Here is a 20141-nt window from a genome sequence, read left to right on the forward strand (position 1 = left end):
AGGCAGCGGCGGCAATTCGAAAGCCATGATGATTCTCCTAATCAGGTCTGTTGCGGTGAGCGCAAGGCCGATCACGGGCGGCCAGAAATGCACCGACGAGTTTTTACTCTTTGCGGCGCAGGGTTCGGATCATAGCACCGGGGTCAAGGCTTAACCACGCAACAACTGTGTGGGATAGAGGTTCCAGAGCTGTTTGGAATAAATCACTGCGCCAATATCAATTGCCCTGCGACTGTAAACATCATCACTGCCACCAGAAGATCAAGAATCCGCCAGGTACTCGGCCGAGCCAGCCACGGTGCAAGCCATGCCGCACCAAGGGCGAGGGTGAAAAACCACAGCAGCGAGGCACTTGCCGCACCCACTACATAAGCCCCCGGCACCGACTGCTGTGCACCGAGCGAGCCGATCAACAGAACCGTGTCCAGATAAACGTGCGGGTTGAGCAGCGTCACTGCCAGGGCGCTGAGCATCACCGCGCGCAACGAGCGTACGGTGTGGTTTTCGCCCTGATCCAGACTCTGTTTCGAGAACGCCCGGCGCAGCGCCTGGCTGCCGTACCAAATCAGAAAGACGGCGCCGCCCCAGCGCGCCACCGCGAGCAATGTCGGGTTCTGCGCCAGCACAGTGGCCAGACCAAACACCCCGGCCGCCACCAGCAGCGCATCGCACGCGACACACAGCGCCGCGACCGGCAGGTGATGTTCGCGGCGCAGACTCTGGGCCAGGACAAAAGCGTTCTGGGTGCCGATCGCCATGATCAGCCCGAAGGCCACCAGCAGGCCGTTCACGTAGCTTTGCCACATAAAGAGTTACTCCGCGTGGGCTGCGAGATCGCGCAGCACGTGCATGGCGCGTTCGGCGTCGGCCTGACCGACAAACAAATGATCGTGGTAATAACCGGCGATCACGTTGCAACTGATCCCGGCTTTGCCCAATGCCGTGGCGAACGCAGCGGTGAGGCCGACCGCTTCCAGTGCCGAATGCACGTTGAGGGTGATCCACGCCGCGACATAATCGAAAGCGAACCCGGCGTGTTCAGCCTGGGAGCGTTCGAGGATCACGGTCAGACCTTCCTGTTCGCAAAAGCTGCCGACAATCTCCAGCCCACTCGGCAACAAGTTGTCAGGCACGGTGCAAAACACGTATTCGCCGGCGTTGAGCTGCGGGCTCATGCTGCGCAGCAGAGTTGTGAGTGAGGTTTCGCCAGCCATTGCCGTGTTCCTTGATAAAGAGTGCTTGCTGGCTATTCTCCGGTCGAAAGCGGTATAAGAAAAACCAATAGTGCTGATCGCTCATTAGGAAAACTGATGTTCGACTACAAATTGCTTTCCGCTCTGGCCGCTGTGGTCGAGCAGGCCGGATTCGAACGCGCCGCGCAGGTGCTGGGCTTGTCGCAATCGGCGATTTCCCAGCGGATCAAACTGCTGGAAGCGCGCGTCGGCCAACCGGTGCTGGTGCGCGGCACGCCGCCGTCACCGACGGAAATTGGCCGGCGGCTGCTCAACCATGTGCAGCAGGTGCGCCTGCTCGAACGTGACTTGCAGACCTTGGTGCCGGCGCTCGACGAAGAGGGGCTGCCGGAGCGATTGCGTATCGCCATCAACGCTGACAGCCTCGCCACCTGGTGGGCCGAAGCCGTGGGTGATTTCTGCGCCGAACAGCATTTGTTGCTGGATCTGGTGGTGGAAGATCAGACCGTCGGCCTCAAGCGCATGCGTGCCGGGGAGGTGGCGGCGTGTGTCTGTGCCAGCGAGCGCCCGGTGGCCGGGGCGCGCAGCGTGTTGCTCGGGGCCATGCGCTATCGGGCGCTGGCCAGTCCGGCGTTTATCGAGCGGCATTTCCCCGACGGGGTGCGCGCCGAGCAGCTGCCGCGCACCCCGGCGCTGGTGTTCGGCCCGGACGACTTTCTCCAGCATCGCTACCTTGCATCATTGGGCGTTGATGGCGGATTCGAGCATCATTTGTGCCCGTCCTCCGAAGGTTTTGTGCGCCTGACCGAAGCCGGATTCGGCTGGGGTCTGGTGCCGGAACTGCAAGTGCGTGAGCAGCTGCAACGCGGCGTATTGCGCGAACTGTTGCCAGATAAACCGATCGATGTGCCGTTGTACTGGCATCATTGGCGCAATGGCGGTCAGTTGCTGGGCTTGCTGACCGAGCAATTGCTACGTTCTTCACCGCGCTGGCTGGTGCCCTTGGGCTGATGGTCAGCGTCAAGAAAGACGTATAGGTAAACGAAAGACATCGGAGCGTTACATGAAAATTCTGGTCACCGGCGCAAGCGGCTTTATTGGCGGACGCTTTGCGCGTTTCGCTTTGGAGCAGGGCCTGGACGTGCGGGTCAACGGTCGCCGGGCCGAAAGCGTCGAGCATCTGGTGCGCCGTGGCGCCGAGTTCGTTCCGGGCGATCTGACCGATGCGGATCTGGTGCGCGACCTCTGCAGCGACGTCGAAGCCGTGGTGCACTGCGCCGGTGCCGTCGGCTTGTGGGGACGCTATCAGGACTTTCATCTGGGCAACGTGCAGGTCACCGAAAACGTCGTCGAAGCCTGCCTCAAGCAGCGCGTGCGGCGGCTGGTGCATCTGTCGTCGCCGTCGATCTATTTCGATGGCCGTGATCACCTCGGCCTGACCGAAGAGCAAGTGCCCAAGCGTTTCAAGCATCACTACGCGGCCACCAAATACCTGGCCGAGCAAAAGGTCTTTGGCGCACAGGAATTCGGGCTGGAAACCATCGCCCTGCGCCCGCGCTTTGTCACCGGCGCCGGCGACATGAGCATCTTCCCGCGCCTGCTGAACATGCAGCGCAAGGGCCGTCTGGCGATCATCGGCGATGGCCTGAACAAGGTCGATTTCACCAGTGTGCAGAACCTCAACGAAGCGCTGCTCAGCAGCCTGCTGGCGGCCGGTTCCGCGTTGGGCAAGGCTTACAACATCAGCAATGGCGCGCCGGTGCCGTTGTGGGATGTGGTCAATTACGTGATGCGCAAGATGGAAGTGCCGCAGGTCACTAAATACCGCTCGTACGGTCTGGCCTACAGCGTCGCGGCGCTTAACGAAGGCGTGTGCAAACTCTGGCCGGGCCGCCCGGAGCCGACCCTGTCGCGGTTGGGCATGCAAGTGATGAAGAAAAATTTCACCCTCGACATCAGTCGCGCCCGGCATTATCTGGACTACGATCCGAAAGTCAGCCTGTGGTCGGCCCTCGACGAGTTCTGTGGCTGGTGGAAAGCTCAGGACATCCGTTGATACAAGTCGCCCGGCCGGCAATGAACCGCACTGCCGCTTGAGGGTCAATCCCTGCGGCTGCGGCGGTTATACTTCGCAGCATTTAGCCATCACCGCGTTCCACAAAGGTTGCCTCAATGTCCATGCGTAACGATGCCAACGACGATTTCGACGATGTACCGAGCCTGCGGGCCGACACCTTTGACGACGATGACATTCCGCCCACCGCCCGTACCTCCGTGCACTCGCGTACGCCGCCGGTGGTCAAGGTCAAGGCTGCGAGTACCGGGCCGCTGTGGGCACTGGTCGGCGCGTTGTTCTTTGCCTTCATCGGTCTGGCCTGGTGGAGCTTCCAGCAGATTTCGCTGATGGAGCAGCAGTTGGTCGCGACTCAGGAAAGCTTTGCGCGCATCAGCGAGGAAGCTGCGGGGCGCCTGCAGGACATTTCCGGCAAAGTCGTCGCCAGCCAGAGCAACGTCAACAGCGACAGCGAAGCCTTGAAGCTGCAGATCAAACAGCTGGAAACCCAGTTGCTGGATCAAAGCAAACAGCAGCAAGGCGTGGTCGGTCAGGCCAGCGATCTGGACAAGCGTCTGGCGCAGATGACCGCGCAGACCACCGAACAACAGAACGCCAACACCCAGTTGCAGGCCCAGGTCAAAGCTTTGAGCGCCGAACTCGCAACGCTGAAAAGCGCACCGGCGGATACCAGCAAGGTCGACGCCCAGCTCAAGAGTTATGACGCCCAGCTGAAAAGCCTTGGCGCTGATATCGCTGCGCTGAAAAAGCAGGGCAACTCGAACGCAGCGATCGAGCGCCTGGAGCAGGAAATCGTCGTTCTCAAGAGTGAACAGGACAACCGCCCGGCAACGCCACAGGGTGGCGGCAATACCGCTGAGTTCGATGCGTTCCGCGGCCAGATGACCCGCAACCTCAACACCCTGCAGGCGCAGATTCAGAACCTGCAGCAGCAGATCAATGCCCGGCCTTAGGGCCTGATGAACTGTAGCCAGGGAGCATTGTGGTGAGGGGATTCATCCCCGATGGGGCTGCGCAGCAGCCCCCAAACCATCAGCTCGGTGTGTCAGAAAATATGTGTTCTCTCCATCAGGGCTGCTGCGCAGCCCATCGGGGATAAATCCCCTCGCTACAGGATGCGGCGCCCCTTCCTACCCCAAGCCGTCTACGCTCTTGAAACACCAACAAGAACGAGGGATGCGTTATGGGGTTTTTGCATAAAGTGGCGTGGCTCGGGGTGATGTTTTTTGTGGGGGCAGGGCAGGTCAATGCTGCCACCACACAAAAGGACGACAGCAAGGCCGCCATCGCTTTGCTGGAAAAGGCCCTGGCCTATTACCACGACAATGGCGACAAGGCTTTCGCCGCGTTCAGCCGTCAGGGCGAGTTCGTCGACAAGGATCGCTACGTGTTCGTGGTCGACACCAAAGGCGTGATGCTCGCCAGCGGCGGGCCTTCCTCAGCCTTGATCGGCCGCGATGTCAGCGAGGTGCTCGGGCCGGATCTGCAGAAGGCCTTCAAGGATGCATTGCTGGTGCCGGAAGGCAACGGCATTCAACAGGCCGAATACCGCTGGCAGAACTGGGCCGACGGCAAGGTCGAGCGCAAACATGTGTATTACCAGCGCATCGGTCAGCGCATTCTGGCAGTCGGTTATTACTTGCCGCGTGCGTCAGCCGAGCAGGCCAAGGCACTTCTCGACAAGGCTGCAACCGATCTGGGGAAAAACGAGAAGGGTACGCTGACGGCCATCAACTCGCTCAAGGGCGGTTATCTGCAGGATGACCTGTACGTGTTCGTGGTCGATCTGGACACCCAGCGCTACGTGGCCCATGGCACCAACCTGCGGCTGATCAACACTGATTTCAGCAAGATCAAGGACCCGGAAGGCAAACCGGTGGGCGAGCCGATTCTGGCGCTGATCGCCAGACAGGATGACGGTGAATACGAATACCGCTGGAAAAACCCGGTGACCGGCAAGGTCGAAGACAAGCATGCCTACCTGAGGAAGGTCGGGCATTTTCTGGTGGCGGTGGGTTACTACAGCCCTTGAGTGAACTGCTTTTGTAGGAGTGAGCCTGCTCGCGATAAGGGTGTGTCATTCAACAGTGGTTTCGACTGACACACCCTTATCGCGAGCAGGCTCACTCCTACAGGGTTTAGCGGTGTTGCTGTTATTTGGCGCCATGCTCGCGCCCGCGCAGCAACTTGTTCGGCATCGCAATCGCCGCCGCCAGCCCCAGCAGCGACACCGCCGTACTCACCCACAGCAAATGCCGGAACGTCACCGAAAGCTCGGCGCGCAAGGCGTTCTGCGCATCGCCCGGTGCGGCGTTCAGACCGTCGAGCAGCACGTTGCCCGAATGCCCCTCGCTGAGCAGCGAGTTGCTCGCCAGATGGGCAAAACTCGAATCCTGCAACAACGCCAGCAACAGCGCCGACATCAACGCTACACCCACCGCGCCGCCCAGCGAGCGGAACAGGTTGGTGGTGCTGGTGGCGACGCCGATGTCGCGTTGCTCCACCGAGTTTTGCGTGCCCACCAGTGAAGTCGGGAACTGCATGCCGCCGGCGATCCCGCTGAGCAGCATGAACAGGCTGCTGACCAGCGTTGCATCCGGTGGACTGAAGGCCATGCCGAGAATCGAGATCGGCATAAGCACTGCACCCGTCAGAATCTGCGGTTTGTAGCGTCCGGTGATCGAGGTGCGACGTCCGGCGAAATAAGCGCCAATCGGCAGGCCCATCGCCAGCGGCAGCAAGTGCAATGCCGCCGCATCCGCCCCGGCGCCGGTGACGCTCTGAAAGCGCAGCGGCATCAGCACGATCAGCGAGATCGCCTGAAAACTGGTGAAGAAAATCGTGCACCAGCACAGCAACGCGTTGCGGTTGGTGAACAAGTGCATCGGCAGCAGCGGCTCACGCGCCCGCCGTTCATGCCACACGAACACCGCCAGCACCAGCACCGCACAGGCGAACAAGCCAAGCACTTCACTGCTGCGCCACGAATGACCCTGACCGACCTGAGTGATGGCCAGCAGCAGGGCGGTCAACCCGATGATCATCAACAACGTGCCGAGGTAGTCGATGATCGGTTTGCGTTGTGGAATCGGCAGGCCGCGCAGATTGCGATTGGCAACCCACCAGGCGCCCAGCCCCAGTGGCAGATTGATCAGGAACACCCAGCGCCACGACAGGTATTCGGTCATGTAGCCGCCGAGCACCGGCCCGGCGACGCTGGCCACCGCGTACATGCTGCTGAAATAACCCTGATAACGCCCGCGTTCGCGCGGCGGGACGATGTCGCCGATGATCGCCTGACTGACCGAAATCATCCCGCCGGCACCGATGCCCTGGAGAATTCGCGCCAGCACCAGTTGTTCCATGCTTTGCGCCATGCCGCAAAACAGCGAGGCCAGTGTGAACAGGCCCATGCCGAACAGCATCAGTTTGCGTCGCCCGTACAGATCGCCGAGCTTGCCGTAGATCGGCACGGCCACGGTCATCGCCACCATGTACCCGGAAATCACCCAGGCCAGCAGGCTGACGTCCTTGAATTGGGCAGAGATGGCGGGCATCGAGACGGCGACGATGGTCTGATCCAGTGCGCCCAGAAAGATTGCCAGCATCAGCGCGACCAGCACGCTGCGAATAGCCGGTTTGGGCGTTTCAGGGTGATTAAGATTGGTCACGGGCAAGCCTGCGGGCAGTGATGGACCCGCGCTGCCATCGCACGCGGGTGGATGCTCGCCAGTGTAAGTCGATAGCAGGCTATTCGATAGCCTCGTACGGAAGTCCGACGTAATTTTCTGCAATGGTTTTTCGACCCGCTTCGGAACTGACAAAGTAGTCCAGTTCCGAGGCGCTGATCCGCTGGCTAAAATCGTCGTGCTCGTCGAAGCGGTGCAGCATGCTGGTCATCCACCAGGAAAACCGTTCAGCTTTCCATACCCGGCGCAGGCAGACTTCCGAATATTTCTCCAGCAGATCGGTGCGCCCTTCGCGATAAACCTTCAGCAGAATGTTGAACAGCGTGCTGACATCGCTGGCGGCCAGGTTCAGACCCTTGGCGCCGGTGGGCGGCACAATATGCGCGGCGTCGCCGAGGAGAAACATCCGCCCGTACTGCATGGGTTCGACGACAAAACTGCGCAGCGGCGCGATGCTTTTTTCAATCGACGGGCCCGTCACCAGTTTTTCGGCAAGCGCGGCGGGCAGGCGGGTTTTCAGCTCAGCCCAAAAGCGCTCATCGGACCAGTCGGCGACGTTTTCCTCGGCCGGCACTTGCAGGTAATACCGGGTACGGGTGGCCGAACGCATGCTGCACAGGGCAAAGCCGCGCTCGTGCCGGGCGTAGACCAGCTCTTCGTGCACTGGCGGGGTGTCGGCGAGAATCCCCAGCCAGCCGAACGGATAGACCCGTTCGAAAATCTTCAGGCAGTCCTCGGGAATCGACTGCCGGGCGACGCCATGAAAACCGTCGCAACCGGCGATGTAATCGCAATCGACGCGCCAGGTTTCACCGTCCTTTTCGAAGGTGACAAACGCCTCGTCGCTTTTCATGCCGTGAGGAACGACATCGCTCACTCCATAAAACGACAGCGCCCCGGCCTCCCGACGAGCGGCCATCAGGTCGCGAGTGACTTCGGTCTGGCCGTAAACCATCACGGTTTTGCCGCCGGTCAAACCCTGCAGATCGATGTGCGCAAGGCGTCCATCCAGTGCCAGATCGAAGCCGGTGTGCACCAACCCTTCGGCATCCATGCGCGCGCCTACGCCGGCCTGGCGCAACAGCTCTACCATGCCTTGTTCAAGCACGCCGGCGCGAATTCGCCCGAGCACGTAATCGGGTGTCTGACGTTCGACAATCAGGGTGTCGATGCCGGCGTTGTGCAGCAACTGACCGAGGAGCAATCCGGACGGACCGGCGCCAATGATAGCGACTTGGGTTTTCAGCATTTTCATTGTTTTTATGACTCGCAAGCTTCACACGACCTGAGTCGGTGAATGATTTTTATGGATCGAGTGCTTGCATTTTTCCCCCGCGGGTCTGTCAATTGAAGGTGAAAACTGAGCCGATACCTGTACATTCTGCCAATCGGTGCGATTATCGCCCGCAACCTCGAGGCCTGGATTGAAGTGATGAACAAGCCTGACCTGCCTTCGATTCCGGTGTTCAAGCTCTACGGTGAAAGCCTGGACTGGCCGACCCCTGACTTGCTGCACTGTGAAACCATTTCCAAACGCAGCCGCGAACATCAATGGGAAATCAAACCCCACCGCCACGCCGATTTGTGCCAGTTGCTCTTCGTCTTCAAAGGTCAGGCAGAGCTTGAAATCGAAGGTCAACGCACGCAGCTCGATGAACCCGCCATTCAAGTCCTGCCACCGTTGTCGGTGCATGGCTTTCGTTTTTCCGAGGACGTCGAAGGCTTTGTCGTCACCCTCGCCAATCCGCTGATCAATCACCTGCAGGCGCAACTGGGCAGTTCGGTGCACGCACTGGCCCAGGCCGAGCACTACCCGGCGGGCAAGGACGCGGAGTACCTGAACAGTCTGTTTTCAGCGTTGCAGGCCGAGTACAACGGCCATCAACCCGCGCGGGAAATGCTTATGCATTCGCTGGTCAGCGTGATCATGGTCTGGGTCAGCCGTCAGGCGCTCGTGCGCCATAACGCCAGCCAGCGGCCGCAACGCCAGCGCGAATACCTCAACGGGTTCATTCAATTGGTGGAGGAGACGTACCGCCAGCATGTGAAGGTCGAAGACCTCGCCCATCGTTTGGGGATTTCGGTATCACACCTCAACGGCACCTGCCGCGAACTGGCAGGGCAGCCAGCGCTGCAGATCATGCACGAACGCCAGTTGCTGGAAGCCAAACGGTTGCTGACCTACACCAGCATGACCATTTACGAGATGTCGGAGTTGTTGGGGTTTTCCGATCCGACCAACTTCACGCGCCTGTTCCGGCGCAGGGTGGGGATTTCGCCAAAGGCGTTTCGTGACCGGCTGAAGGCCGAGCAGTGAATCTGTTGCCACCACTGATCCCTGTGGGAGCTGGCTTGCCAGCGATTGCGTCCTGTCAGTCAGCACTGAAGGCGTCTGGGCCACCGCCATCGCTGGCAAGCCAGCTCCCACAGGATTGATAGCAACCCCGATCAGCGCAATGCGTTCAGCGTCGCATTGTGCGGAATACAACGCTCGAAATTGCAGCTCGCATATTCGCGCGGCAGTTGTCGCAGTTGCTCGACCCGCCAGGCGGCGGTGCCGTACAGCGCCAGCGTGGCAGCGCAGGTGATGAAAATCGCGAAGTACCTTCTTGTTCTGATGTTCATGGCGTTGACCTCTGAACGCATACCCTGCGGTATTACTTTCAGCATAGAACAAGATCAAAAGATCGTCCGAACGCGGCCCGAACCTGTGGCAGCTCCTACAGGGTTATGTGTAGGAGCTGCCTCAGGTTCGGGCCGCGTTCGGACGATCTTTTGCTTTTCTACAACCCCACATCCCACTCTGGATTCTCTGGAAACCGCTGCACCAGATAATCCAGCATGCTGCGCAGCGCCGCCGGCATGTGCTTGCGTGAGGCGTACACCGCGTAGATGTTCATCTGCCGTGGCTCGGCATGCGGTAGCAAACGCACCAGTTCACCGGCATGCACATGCACCCCGGCCTGATAGGTCGGCAGCATCGCCACGCCGGCTCCGGCCAGGGTTGCGCGCAATAGAGTGCTGGCCTCGTTGGCGCTGATGTTGCCCTGCACCGGCACCGACACCGGTTCGCCATCCTCTTCGAAATGCCACAGACTCTTGCCGAAATACGAGTGCGTCAGGCAGTTGTGCCGGCTCAGGTCCTCGACGCGCTGCGGTGACGGGTTATCGCGCAGATAAGCCGGTGCGGCGCAGACCACGGAGCGGCACACGGTCAGGCGCCGGGCGATCAGGTTCGGATCGAGGTCATTGCTGGTGCGGATCGCCAGATCGATGCGCTCATCCACCAGATTCACCGTGCGGTCGAGCATTTGCATGTCGATGCTGACCCCGGGGTAGCGTTTGACGTATGCCGCCATGGCATCGGCCAGTTGCGCCTGACCGAACGAGGTACTGACACTGATGCGCAGCAGTCCGCGCGGTGCCTCGTCGGGTTCGCTGACGGCGGCCTGCATGTCGGTCGAGAGTTCGAGCATCTGCCGACAGCGCGGCAGGATTTCGCTGCCGGCGGCAGTCAGGCTCAACTTGCGTGTGGTGCGGTGCATCAGACGCGCGCCGACCCAGTCTTCCAGCTCCGCCAGATAACGCGACACCACCGGCCGTGACAGGTCCAGATGGTCAGCCGCCGCTGATTGGCTGCCCAGATCCACCACGGTGACAAACACCCGCATTGCTTGAAGACGATCCATGATTTGCCCGCTTTCAGAAACAAACTATGTCCAAGCATCGCATTTTTTGTACCGAGTCAGGCAACTAAGCTCTGTCCCATCGCCAAACACGGCATTCGGATCACGGAGCAACAGATGATCGGCTTCACTACCCTCAAGCGCGTTTTGCTGGCCACCGCCACCCTCGGTTTTGCGGCCCACGCCGCTGCCGCCAACCTGACCCTGGATGTCTACAACCCGGGCTCCAAGGCGATTTTCCCGGTGACTTCGGTGCTGGTCAGCGGCGAGAAAGACGCGATTCTGGTCGATGCACAATTCGGCAAGGCCCAGGCCGAGCAGGTGGTGGAAAAGATCCGCGCCAGCGGCAAGCATCTGACCACCATTTACATCAGCCACGGTGACCCGGATTACTACTTCGGCCTCGACACCCTGACCCAGGCTTTCCCCGACGCCGAAGTGCTGGCCTCGCAGCCGACCGTCGATCACATCAAGCAGACCATCGACGGCAAACTCGCTTTCTGGGGGCCGAAAATGGGCGCCGACGTGCCGGCCAAAACCATCGTGCCGGGCGTACTCAAGGGCGACAGCCTGATGCTCGAAGGTCAGAAGTTGCAGGTGGTGGGCCTTGAAGGCAAGCAACCGGATCGCAGCTTCGTGTGGATTCCGTCGCTCAAGGCGGTGGTCGGTGGCGTGGTGGTGGCCGAGAACATTCATGTGTGGATGGCCGATACCCAGACTGCGCAATCCCACGCCGACTGGCTGGACACCCTGCATTCGATCGAAACCCTGAAACCGAAAACCGTGGTGCCGGGTCACTACCTGGGCGAGAGCAGCCGCTCGCTGGCGAGCGTGAAATTCACCGCCGACTACATTAAGGCTTTCGACGAAGAAACTGCCAAGGCCAAGGATTCCGCCGCACTGATCAAGGCCATGCAGAAACGCTACCCGAAACTCGGCGAAGAAAGCTCGCTGGAGCTGAGCGCCAAAGTCGCCAAGGGCGAGATGAAGTGGTAACCCGATTGATCTGAAACAGAGGTCGTGAGGACTGTTGTGGCGAGGGAGCTTGCTCCCGCCCGCCTGCGCAGCAGGCGTAAAGCTGCCAATGCGTTGTACCTGAAACAGGCGGGGAGTGCTTCGCCCTCCAGCGGGAGCAAGCTCCCTCGCCACAGGAAATACCGCTTCAAGCCTGGATTTATGCCGTCGTTGAAACTCTCAAGCCAACTGGAGAATGTCATGAGCAAGATCGCAATCATTGGTGCCACCGGCCGTGCCGGTAGCCAACTGCTGGAAGAAGCCCTGCGTCGCGGGCATAGCGTCACCGCCATCGCCCGCGACACCTCGAAGATCGGCGCGCGTGCCGGTGTGGTCAGCAAGAATGTCGATGTGCTGGATTCGGCGGCGCTGCAAGCCGCAGTCGCCGGTCACGACGTGGTGATCAGCGCTGCGCATTTCGCCACTGTACCGGCCAGTGCCGTGGTTGGCCCGGTGAAGCAGGCGGGGGTGAAACGTCTGCTGGTGGTCGGTGGTGCCGGTTCGCTGTTGCTGCCGGACGACACTCGAGTGATTGACAGCGCCGGTTTCCCCGCTGAGTACAAAACCGAGGCCAGCGCTGGCGCAGCGTTCCTCAATGCCTTGCGTCAGGAGAAGGATCTGGACTGGACTTTCCTCTCGCCGTCGGCCGAGTTCGTCGAAGGTGAGCGCACCGGCACCTTCCGCGTTGGCAAGGATCACTTGCTGGTGAGTGCCGAAGGCCGTAGCTGGATCACCTTCGCCGATTACGCGATTGCTCTGCTCGACGAAGTGGAGACGCCGAAGCATTCGCGTCAGCGGTTTACGGTCGGATATTGAGTGAATCCTCGCCCCTCACCCCAGCCCTCTCCCGGAGGGAGAGGGAGCTGACCGCGGGGGCTTGCGGTATACGTCGACCTGAGTGATCGAGTCGATTATGGATCCGGTGCAGTCCTTTCTGGTCGGTAGATTTCTTCAGCAATCCCCAATCAGTCCCCTCTCCCTCCGGGAGAGGGTTAGGGTGAGGGGAAAAGCCTCAGCGCAAATGCGCCTGTTCCACCAGCCAGATCATCAGCTCCTCCAACTGCGGCGACGCTTCCCCACCCTGCGGCATCACCACGTAGTAGCCCAGCCCCGTTTTCACCTTCAGCTCAAACGGCATCACCAGCCGCCCGGCGCGCAGGTCATCGCCGATCAGCGACCAGTCGCCAATCGCCACCCCCGTCCCATGCGACGCCATCGACATCGCCTGATCCAGCGTCTCGAAATGCTGCCCGGTGTTGACGTTGTTCAACTGCAACTCGGCCGCCGTCAGCCACACCGTCCAGTCCTGCGTATCGCGGGTCGGATGCAGCAGCAGATGCTGTTGCAGATCGGCCGGTTCGCTCAGCGCCGGCGGGCCTTTCAATAATGCTGGCGAACACACCGGGGTCAGTTGCTCATCGAACAGATGCAGGGCAGTCGAGGAGTTGTCCGGCGGCGTGCCGTAGATCACCGCCGCATCGAACTGCTCGCGCTGAAAATCCACGCCGTGGGCCAGGGTGGTGGTCAGTTTGACCGGTACATCCGGGCGTTCCTTTTGCCATTGCAGCAGGCGCGGCACCAGCCAGCGCATCACGCAGCTTGGCGCCTTGAGCTGCAGGGTCTGGCGCTTGCGACCGATCTGCTCGGTGGCCTCGCTGATCAAACCGAAGATTTTTTCCACCCGCGGTAGCCATTCACGTCCTTCGGCGGTCAGTTCCAGGCCTCGGGCCAGACGGATGAACAACTCATACCCCAGATGATCCTCCAGCCCGGCGATCTGCCGGCTCACCGCGCCCTGGGTGATGTGCAACTGCTCGGCCGCCCGGGTGAAGTTGCAGCACTGTGCAGTAATCAGAAACGTGTGCAGGGCGGGCAGGGGAGGCAGTCGTTTCATGTGGATCCAAGGTATGACGTGAGGACATGGCTAGTATGACTTTTAATCGATTGTTGCCGCTACCTGCCGCCCGTTCAATGAGCCCATTGAAGGGCCCTTTGTAGGAGTGAGCCTGCTCGCGATAGCGATGTGTCAGTCACCGTAATGTTGAATGTGAAGACGCCATCGCGAGCAGGCTCACTCCTACACAAAGGCCTTGTGTCTCAAACGAACAAGAAGGGCAATCGACATGGCGACGTGTGGCGAAGTACTGGTCAAGTTACTCGAGGATTACGGGGTCGAGCAGGTGTTCGGCATTCCCGGGGTGCACACCGTGGAGCTGTATCGCGGGCTGGCCCGTTCGAGCATCAACCATGTCACCCCACGGCATGAACAGGGCGCCGGTTTCATGGCTGACGGCTATGCGCGCACCAGCGGCAAACCGGGTGTGTGTTTCATCATTACCGGCCCGGGCATGACCAACATCACCACCGCGATGGGCCAGGCCTACGCCGACTCGATCCCGATGCTGGTGATCTCCAGCGTGCAGACCCGCAGCCAGTTGGGCGGCGGTCGCGGCAAGCTCCACGAGCTGCCGAACCAGAGTGCGCTGGTCGGCGGTGTCGCGGCGTTCTCCCACACCCTGATGTCGGCGGCGGAATTGCCGGGCGTGCTGGCCCGTGCCTTCGCGCTGTTCCAGGCCGGGCGCCCGCGTCCGGTGCACATCGAAATTCCGCTGGACGTGCTGGTGGAAGAAGCCGATGAACTGCTCGCCAGCGTCCCGGTGCACATCGACCGCGCCGGGGCTGCACCTGCAGCCGTACGACGCATGAGCGAGTTGCTGGCCGGCGCTAAACGTCCGCTGATTCTCGCCGGTGGCGGCGCCATCGATGCCGCCGCCGAACTCACCGAACTGGCCGAACTGCTCGACGCCCCGGTGGCGCTGACCATCAACGCCAAAGGCATGCTGCCGTCCAGCCATCCGCTGCTGATCGGTTCGACACAAAGCCTGGTCGCCACTCGTGCACTGGTGGCCGATGCCGACGTGGTGCTGGCGATCGGCACTGAACTGGCCGAAACCGACTACGACGTGACCTTCGCCGGCGGCTTTGAAATCCCCGGCAAGTTGCTGCGCATCGATATCGACGCCGACCAGACCGTGCGCAACTATCCGCCGCATGTGGCCTTGGTCGCCGACTCGCGCAACGCCGCACAAGCGCTGCTCGGTGCATTGTCTCAGCAGGCGCTGGCCGAGCGGCGCAATGATTGGGGTCAGGTGCGGGCAGCACGTCTGCGCGATGAGCTGGCCGCGACCTGGGATGCGCCAACCCTGGCCCAGACCCGTTTTCTGGAAACCGTGCTGCACGAGTTGCCGGACGCGGTGTTCGTCGGCGACTCCACGCAACCGGTGTACACCGGCAACCTCACGTTCAACCCGGAACGTCCACGGCGCTGGTTCAACTCGTCCACCGGTTACGGCACCCTCGGTTACGCCCTGCCGGCGGCGATTGGCGCGTGGCTCGGGGGCGGCATTGAGGGCGGCGCTCGTCCGCCAGTGGTGTGCCTGATCGGCGACGGCGGTCTGCAGTTCACCCTGCCGGAACTGGCCAGCGCGGTCGAAGCGCGCACCCCGGTGATCGTGTTGCTGTGGAATAACCAGGGTTACGAAGAGATCAAGAAGTACATGGTCAACCGCGCCATCGAACCGGTGGGCGTCGATATCTACACCCCGGATTTCATCGGTGTGGCCAAGGCGCTGGGTTGCGCCGCCGAAGCGATCGGCTCGGTTGAGCAATTGCGTGGCGCGCTGCGTGCGGCGACTGATCGCCAAGGCCCGACCGTGATCGAAATCGACCAGAGCCAATGGATGCAGGCGGTGGCCCAATGAGCAGTTTCCCAACCACACTCGATGGCCTGTACATCAACGGCCAATGGTCGGCCGGGCGTGAACACCTGCGGGTGATCAACCCGGCGACCGAAGCGCTGCTGACCACGGTCAATGGCGGCGATGAACGCGCGGTAGATCTGGCCGTCAGCGCGGCCACTGAAGCGTTCAAGCGCTGGTCGAAAACCACTGGCGCCGAGCGTGGCGCGATCCTGCGCAACATCGCCAACGGCGTGCGCAACGGTCGTGATCACCTGATGAGGTTGCAGTCGAGCAACAACGGCAAACCGCAATTCGAAGCGGCGATCGACGTCGATGATGTGATCGCCACCTTCGAGTATTACGCCGAACTCGCTGAAGGCCTCGACGCACAACTCGACAGCAACGTGGCGCTGCCCAGCGATGACTTCAGCGCGCGTCTGCGCCGTGAACCGTGCGGTGTGGTCGGGCTGATCGTGCCGTGGAATTTCCCGATGGTCACCACCGCCTGGAAACTCGCGCCGGCGCTTGCCGCCGGTTGCTGCGTGGTGCTCAAACCGTCGGAAGTCACGCCGCTGCCGGAGCTGGAACTGGCGGCGATCATCGCTGAATCCGGTCTGCCCGACGGCGTGTTCAACCTGGTGTGCGGCACCGGGCTGGCGGTCGGTGCGCCGCTGTCGGCGGATCCGCGTATCGCCAAGATCTCCTTCACCGGCAGCAACGCCGTCGGCGTGCAGGTGATGCAGCGCGCCGCTGAAACGGTGAAGGGCGTGAGCCTGGAACTGGGCGGCAAATCTTCGTTGCTGGTACTCGAAGATGCCGACCTGGAACTGGCCGTGGAACTGGCTTGCGGCGGCGGTTTTTTCAACGCCGGGCAGATGTGCTCGGCCACCAGTCGGGTGCTGGTGGCCGATGAGCTGGCCGATGAGTTTTTAGAGCGTCTGCAAAAGCGTGCGCAAGCGATTCGCGTGGCAGACCCGTTCGACCCGGACGTGGAGATGGGCGCACTGGTCAATCAGGCGCAATACCAGCGCGTGCTCGGTCATATCGACCGTGGCCTGAGCGCTGGCGCCAAGCTGGTGTGCGGCGGCAATCGTCCGGCGCATCTGCCACGCGGTTATTTTTTGCAGCCAACGGTGTTCACCGATGTGCCCCTCGACAGTGCGCTGTGGTGCGAAGAGATTTTCGGTCCGGTGCTCTGTGTGCGCAGTTTCAGCAGCGAAGCCGAGGCGATTGCGCTGGCCAACGACAGCCAGTTCGGGCTGGTCGCGAGTGTGGTGACGCGTAACGCCGAGACTGCCGACCGGGTCGCCAACGCCCTGCAGGCGGGGCTGGTGTGGCTCAACGCGCCGCAAGTGATCTTCCCGCAGACGGCGTGGGGCGGCTACAAGCAGAGCAGCATCGGCCGCGAATTGGGGCCATGGGGCCTGGCTGCGTTTCAGGAAATCAAACACGTGATCCGGGCGCTCTGAACGCCCGAAAACGGTGAGCGCATGCCTCGCAACGAGGCATGCGTCGGTGTCATGGCTTCGATGAGTTTTTATCGATAGTCAGGTGTATTGCACGACCTCAGGATGAACCCGTCGGCAGCGCTGCAGGCCTTTGAAAACAAGGCCTGCAGCGGATCCGGCCGCGCGGATGCAACGGTTGCGACCAACCTCATACTTAAAAGAACAAAGGGAGTCCGTCATGGGCGAGCACGATCTGAACAGGCGTCAATTCATTAAAACCGTCGGCGTCGCCTCGGTAGCGGCGGCGGCCCTGAGCATGCCCTTCATCCGGGCCAGCGCCAGCGACACGCGATTCGCCGGCAAGACTCTGCGCCTGCTGACCTGGTCGGATGACACCGGCCTCGCCGCACTGCGCAACATCGCCGCCACCTTCGAGGCCAAGACCGGCGCCAAGGTCATCGCCGACCGCACCGGCAGCACCTCGGAAATGGTCGCGAAACTCAAGGCCGGCGGTGATCGTCCGCAGTACGACATCATCACCCTGGCCGGGGTCGGCGCCGAAGGTCTGGCCGCCGCCGGACTGCTGGAAAAGCCCGACCTCAACCGCATTCCCAACCTGATCGACGTACCGGAAAAATACCGCACCGGCGCCAACGGCCACGGCATCGGTTATCTGCTGTGGTGCAACAGTCTGGTCTACAGCACCCGCACCCTCAAACAGGCACCGGACAGTTATGCCGCGCTGTGGGATGCCGATCTGGCGCCGAACATTTTCCTGCCGCCGCCGAACTGGACCGAGGCCATGGACCTGATCATCATCGCCGCGAAACTGGCCGGCGGTGACGAACACAACATCGAACCGGGCTTCAAGAAACTCGCCGAGCTCAAGGAGCGTGTGGTTACCCTCGGCGAGAATCCGAACCAGATCGCCGAGCTGTTCCGCACCGGTTCCCTGGACATGGGCGGCCTGTACGCCCCGGCGTTTTTCCCCAAGCAGATCCGCGATCCGAACTACGGCCTCGGTGCCACGTTCGGCATGAAGGAAGGTTTCTACACCGACCTGATGCTCTCGGTAATGCCGAAGAACCGTCCGGGCGACACTGATCTGGCCTACGCCTTCATCGACCACTCTCTCGACCCGCTGGTGCAGGGCAAGATGGCCGAAGACATCTTCAACGGCCCGGTCAACGCCAAGGCGATCATCTCCGCCGAAGCGCGCAAGAGCCCGTACATCCTCACCCCGGAGCAGATTGCCGAGAAGGCGATCATGCACGACAACGCCTTCCTGGCGACTGTGCATGACCAATGGATTCGTCGTTATACGGAAATTTTTTCTTCCTGATTTCCGAGGACTGAAAATCTTTTGTGGCGAGGGAGCTTGCTCCCGCTCGGCTGCGAAGCAGCCGCAATCTGAATGGCGACCTGGCGAATGCATCTAGCCATTGATGGGGCCGCTTCGCGACCCAGCGGGAGCAAGCTCCCTCGCCACAGGGTTGATCCCGGATTTCAATCCTGTTGCTTTTCCATTGACGAGATCATTGCTATGGAACATCAATCCCTGACCCAACCGGTCGGCGCCGCTGACGTGCGCCCGGCGCGCGGTGTTTCGCCGACTGCCCGGGCGTGGTTTTTCCTCACACCGTCGATGCTGTTTCTCGGTGTGCTGATCGCCGCCAGCCTGCTGGTGCTGCGCATGAGTGTCGGCAGCAAAGGCGCGGAATGGAGCGGGTTCAGCCTCGCCAGTTACGCGCAGTTGCTCGAACCCTATTACCTCAAGTCCCTGTTGCTGACCCTGCGTCTGGCGCTGATCAGTGCAGTGATCGCGGTGCTGCTGGCGATCCCGGTGGCGTACACCATGTCACGGCTGACCTCGCCATTCGTGCGGCGGATTTTCCTCGCGGCGGTGCTGTTGCCGCTGCTGGTCAATCTGTTACTGCAAAGCTACGGCTGGCTGGTGATTCTCGGCCCGGGCGGGATGCTCAACCAGACGCTGATGGGCCTGGGCCTGATCAAGCGCCCGATCATGCTGCTGTACAACCAGAACGGCGTGCTGATGGGCCTGGTGCAGACCGCGTTTCCGCTGGCGGTGTTGCCGATTGCCAGCGCCATGCGCGGTGTTGCGCGTACCTACGAAGAGGCCGCCGCAACCTTGGGCGCCAGCCGTTTTCAGGTGTTCCGTCAGGTGGTGCTGCCGATGAGTCTGCCGGGGATCATCACCGGGGCGACGCTGGTGTTCGCCTACAACGCCAGCAGTTTTGTCGTGCCGTTGCTGCTCGGTGGCCGCCGGGTACCGATGCTCGCGGTGATGGTGCATGACCAGATCGCGCCGCTGATGAACTGGCCCGCGGCATCGGCGGCCGGGGTGGTGCTGATCGTCACCACGCTGGCGATCATGACCCTGTCCGAATACATCACCGGCCGTCGTCGGCGTCTGCTGGAGGCTTCGCAATGAGTTCCCTGACCAACAAGCGCATGGCGTTGTTGCCCGGCGACACCGGCAAGTTCGCCGGAATCCTCTCCGGGTTCATTCTGCTGCTGGCGGTGTTGCCGATCCTGACCATGATCGTGATGTCGTTCAGCGGTGCGTCGAACCTCGACTTCCCGCCGAGCAGCTACAGCCTGCAGTGGTACAAGGCAGCCTGGCACACCTTCGTCTCGCCGGACGCCAGCGACGTGCTGAGTCTCGGCCAGGCCATGGCCACCAGCCTGCTGGTGTCGTGCCTGACCATGGTCTTCGCCACGCTGATCGCGGTGCCCGCCGCCTATGCGCTGACCCGTTGCGAGTTCCGTGGCAAAGCCGTGGCGCTGCAGCTGATGTCGCTGCCACTGGTGTTTCCGATGGTGGTGTTGGGCCTGGCGTTGCTGCTGGTGTTCGACAGCCTGCCGTTCCATCTGACCACCTCGCGGCTGGTGATTGCCCACGTGATTCTGGCGCTGCCGTTCGTGGTGAAAAACTGCACCGCCGCCATGCTCTCGATCGGCAGCGAAGTCGAAGAGGCGGCGCGGATGCTCGGCGCTTCACCACTGCGGGCGATTGTCGACGTGGTGGTGCCGTTGATGAAGTCGGGGATTCTGGCGGGGATGCTGCTGGCGTTCATCGTCTCGTTCAACGAATTCACCGTGACCTATTTCCTCTACACCATCGACGTCATGACCGTGCCGATCTGGATGTACAGCCGCACCGTGTCATCGCTCGACCCTACCGTGTTCTCGTTTGCCGTGCTGATCGTGCTGATCGACTTCGTCCTGATCTGGGCGCTGGAGAAGCTGGTGGGCGAGGGCGGCGTTTCCTTTTGA

19 protein-coding genes are annotated in these 20141 nt (G+C 61.5%); 12 read left to right on the plus strand and 7 right to left on the minus strand.

Annotated features, from left to right (window positions below):
• Positions 1-203: 203 nt before the first annotated feature.
• Together ACIP8I_RS10000 and ACIP8I_RS10005 are read right to left on the minus strand one after the other, a co-directional pair.
• Positions 204-806, minus strand: a complete 603-nt coding sequence (locus ACIP8I_RS10000; RefSeq protein WP_007964027.1) for a LysE/ArgO family amino acid transporter — start codon at positions 804-806, stop codon at positions 204-206.
• Between the two features lie 6 nt (positions 807-812).
• Positions 813-1214: an ACT domain-containing protein gene (locus tag ACIP8I_RS10005; protein WP_400760664.1), complete on the minus strand. Its 402-nt coding sequence runs from the start codon at positions 1212-1214 to the stop codon at positions 813-815.
• 96 nt (positions 1215-1310) lie between these two features.
• Here ACIP8I_RS10005 and ACIP8I_RS10010 point away from each other — a divergent pair, with 96 nt between their 5' ends.
• From ACIP8I_RS10010 to ACIP8I_RS10025, 4 genes are all read left to right on the plus strand, one after another.
• Positions 1311-2204, plus strand: coding sequence for a LysR family transcriptional regulator ArgP (locus ACIP8I_RS10010; protein ID WP_400760666.1), 894 nt, complete (start codon positions 1311-1313; stop codon positions 2202-2204).
• 52 nt (positions 2205-2256) lie between these two features.
• A complete protein-coding gene (locus tag ACIP8I_RS10015; RefSeq protein ID WP_367085569.1) occupies positions 2257-3249 on the plus strand; it encodes an NAD-dependent epimerase/dehydratase family protein in 993 nt (330 codons plus the stop codon).
• A gap of 116 nt (positions 3250-3365) precedes the next feature.
• Positions 3366-4220, plus strand: coding sequence for an ATPase (locus ACIP8I_RS10020; RefSeq protein ID WP_367085568.1), 855 nt, complete (start codon positions 3366-3368; stop codon positions 4218-4220).
• A gap of 230 nt (positions 4221-4450) precedes the next feature.
• A complete protein-coding gene (locus tag ACIP8I_RS10025; RefSeq protein WP_400760668.1) occupies positions 4451-5299 on the plus strand; it encodes a cache domain-containing protein in 849 nt (282 codons plus the stop codon).
• Between the two features lie 121 nt (positions 5300-5420).
• Here the strand turns inward: ACIP8I_RS10025 and ACIP8I_RS10030 are convergent, their stop codons facing one another.
• Complete coding sequence (locus ACIP8I_RS10030; protein WP_400760670.1) at positions 5421-6938, minus strand: MDR family MFS transporter; 1518 nt, start codon at positions 6936-6938, stop codon at positions 5421-5423.
• Positions 6939-7017: 79 nt separating this feature from the next.
• A complete protein-coding gene (gene pobA / locus ACIP8I_RS10035; protein ID WP_400760673.1) occupies positions 7018-8211 on the minus strand; it encodes a 4-hydroxybenzoate 3-monooxygenase in 1194 nt (397 codons plus the stop codon).
• A 177-nt stretch (positions 8212-8388) separates the two neighbouring features.
• Between pobA and ACIP8I_RS10040 the strand changes: the two genes are divergently transcribed.
• Positions 8389-9273, plus strand: a complete 885-nt coding sequence (locus ACIP8I_RS10040) for a helix-turn-helix domain-containing protein (protein WP_400760674.1) — start codon at positions 8389-8391, stop codon at positions 9271-9273.
• 131 nt (positions 9274-9404) lie between these two features.
• Here ACIP8I_RS10040 and ACIP8I_RS10045 read toward each other — a convergent pair whose 3' ends face one another.
• Complete coding sequence (locus ACIP8I_RS10045; RefSeq protein ID WP_007964044.1) at positions 9405-9581, minus strand: hypothetical protein; 177 nt, start codon at positions 9579-9581, stop codon at positions 9405-9407.
• 158 nt (positions 9582-9739) lie between these two features.
• The gene (locus ACIP8I_RS10050; protein ID WP_400760676.1) at positions 9740-10645 is read right to left on the minus strand and encodes a LysR family transcriptional regulator; all 906 of its coding nucleotides are present in this window, start codon (positions 10643-10645) and stop codon (positions 9740-9742) included.
• A gap of 114 nt (positions 10646-10759) precedes the next feature.
• Here ACIP8I_RS10050 and ACIP8I_RS10055 point away from each other — a divergent pair, with 114 nt between their 5' ends.
• Both ACIP8I_RS10055 and ACIP8I_RS10060 read left to right on the plus strand, forming a co-directional pair.
• Complete coding sequence (locus tag ACIP8I_RS10055; RefSeq protein ID WP_400760677.1) at positions 10760-11638, plus strand: MBL fold metallo-hydrolase; 879 nt, start codon at positions 10760-10762, stop codon at positions 11636-11638.
• Positions 11639-11857: 219 nt separating this feature from the next.
• Complete coding sequence (locus ACIP8I_RS10060; protein ID WP_400760679.1) at positions 11858-12472, plus strand: NAD(P)-dependent oxidoreductase; 615 nt, start codon at positions 11858-11860, stop codon at positions 12470-12472.
• Between the two features lie 196 nt (positions 12473-12668).
• Here the strand turns inward: ACIP8I_RS10060 and ACIP8I_RS10065 are convergent, their stop codons facing one another.
• Complete coding sequence (locus ACIP8I_RS10065; protein ID WP_367085561.1) at positions 12669-13550, minus strand: LysR substrate-binding domain-containing protein; 882 nt, start codon at positions 13548-13550, stop codon at positions 12669-12671.
• A 229-nt stretch (positions 13551-13779) separates the two neighbouring features.
• Between ACIP8I_RS10065 and ACIP8I_RS10070 the strand changes: the two genes are divergently transcribed.
• The 5 genes from ACIP8I_RS10070 to ACIP8I_RS10090 all read left to right on the plus strand — a co-directional run bounded on the left by ACIP8I_RS10070 (position 13780) and on the right by ACIP8I_RS10090 (position 20141).
• Entirely contained in the window at positions 13780-15417 is a 1638-nt protein-coding gene (locus tag ACIP8I_RS10070; RefSeq protein WP_400760681.1) for a 5-guanidino-2-oxopentanoate decarboxylase, read from the plus strand.
• Positions 15414-16865, plus strand: a complete 1452-nt coding sequence (locus ACIP8I_RS10075) for an aldehyde dehydrogenase family protein (RefSeq protein WP_400760684.1) — start codon at positions 15414-15416, stop codon at positions 16863-16865. The genes ACIP8I_RS10070 and ACIP8I_RS10075 overlap by 4 nt, the downstream gene beginning before the upstream one ends.
• 217 nt (positions 16866-17082) lie before the next feature.
• A complete protein-coding gene (locus ACIP8I_RS10080; RefSeq protein WP_123588622.1) occupies positions 17083-18186 on the plus strand; it encodes an ABC transporter substrate-binding protein in 1104 nt (367 codons plus the stop codon).
• Between the two features lie 201 nt (positions 18187-18387).
• Positions 18388-19296: an ABC transporter permease gene (locus ACIP8I_RS10085; protein ID WP_400760687.1), complete on the plus strand. Its 909-nt coding sequence runs from the start codon at positions 18388-18390 to the stop codon at positions 19294-19296.
• Positions 19293-20141 carry an ABC transporter permease gene (locus ACIP8I_RS10090; RefSeq protein WP_007965864.1) on the plus strand — a complete coding sequence of 283 codons (849 nt, stop codon included), beginning with the start codon at positions 19293-19295 and terminating at the stop codon, positions 20139-20141. Before ACIP8I_RS10085 ends, ACIP8I_RS10090 begins: the two co-directional genes overlap by 4 nt.

It is taken from the genome of Pseudomonas sp. NPDC088414, assembly GCF_044753325.1.
Lineage (GTDB): Bacteria > Pseudomonadota > Gammaproteobacteria > Pseudomonadales > Pseudomonadaceae > Aquipseudomonas.

Coding starts and splice junctions, on each gene's coding strand:
- ACIP8I_RS10000 (WP_007964027.1), bottom strand. CDS start 806: ATGTGGCAAAGCTACGTGAACGGCCTGCTGGTGGCCTTCGGGCTGATC.
- ACIP8I_RS10005 (WP_400760664.1), bottom strand. CDS start 1,214: ATGGCTGGCGAAACCTCACTCACAACTCTGCTGCGCAGCATGAGCCCG.
- ACIP8I_RS10010 (WP_400760666.1), top strand. CDS start 1,311: ATGTTCGACTACAAATTGCTTTCCGCTCTGGCCGCTGTGGTCGAGCAG.
- ACIP8I_RS10015 (WP_367085569.1), top strand. CDS start 2,257: ATGAAAATTCTGGTCACCGGCGCAAGCGGCTTTATTGGCGGACGCTTT.
- ACIP8I_RS10020 (WP_367085568.1), top strand. CDS start 3,366: ATGTCCATGCGTAACGATGCCAACGACGATTTCGACGATGTACCGAGC.
- ACIP8I_RS10025 (WP_400760668.1), top strand. CDS start 4,451: ATGGGGTTTTTGCATAAAGTGGCGTGGCTCGGGGTGATGTTTTTTGTG.
- pobA (WP_400760673.1), bottom strand. CDS start 8,211: ATGAAAATGCTGAAAACCCAAGTCGCTATCATTGGCGCCGGTCCGTCC.
- ACIP8I_RS10040 (WP_400760674.1), top strand. CDS start 8,389: ATGAACAAGCCTGACCTGCCTTCGATTCCGGTGTTCAAGCTCTACGGT.
- ACIP8I_RS10045 (WP_007964044.1), bottom strand. CDS start 9,581: ATGAACATCAGAACAAGAAGGTACTTCGCGATTTTCATCACCTGCGCT.
- ACIP8I_RS10050 (WP_400760676.1), bottom strand. CDS start 10,645: ATGGATCGTCTTCAAGCAATGCGGGTGTTTGTCACCGTGGTGGATCTG.
- ACIP8I_RS10055 (WP_400760677.1), top strand. CDS start 10,760: ATGATCGGCTTCACTACCCTCAAGCGCGTTTTGCTGGCCACCGCCACC.
- ACIP8I_RS10060 (WP_400760679.1), top strand. CDS start 11,858: ATGAGCAAGATCGCAATCATTGGTGCCACCGGCCGTGCCGGTAGCCAA.
- ACIP8I_RS10065 (WP_367085561.1), bottom strand. CDS start 13,550: ATGAAACGACTGCCTCCCCTGCCCGCCCTGCACACGTTTCTGATTACT.
- ACIP8I_RS10070 (WP_400760681.1), top strand. CDS start 13,780: ATGGCGACGTGTGGCGAAGTACTGGTCAAGTTACTCGAGGATTACGGG.
- ACIP8I_RS10075 (WP_400760684.1), top strand. CDS start 15,414: ATGAGCAGTTTCCCAACCACACTCGATGGCCTGTACATCAACGGCCAA.
- ACIP8I_RS10080 (WP_123588622.1), top strand. CDS start 17,083: ATGGGCGAGCACGATCTGAACAGGCGTCAATTCATTAAAACCGTCGGC.
- ACIP8I_RS10085 (WP_400760687.1), top strand. CDS start 18,388: ATGGAACATCAATCCCTGACCCAACCGGTCGGCGCCGCTGACGTGCGC.
- ACIP8I_RS10090 (WP_007965864.1), top strand. CDS start 19,293: ATGAGTTCCCTGACCAACAAGCGCATGGCGTTGTTGCCCGGCGACACC.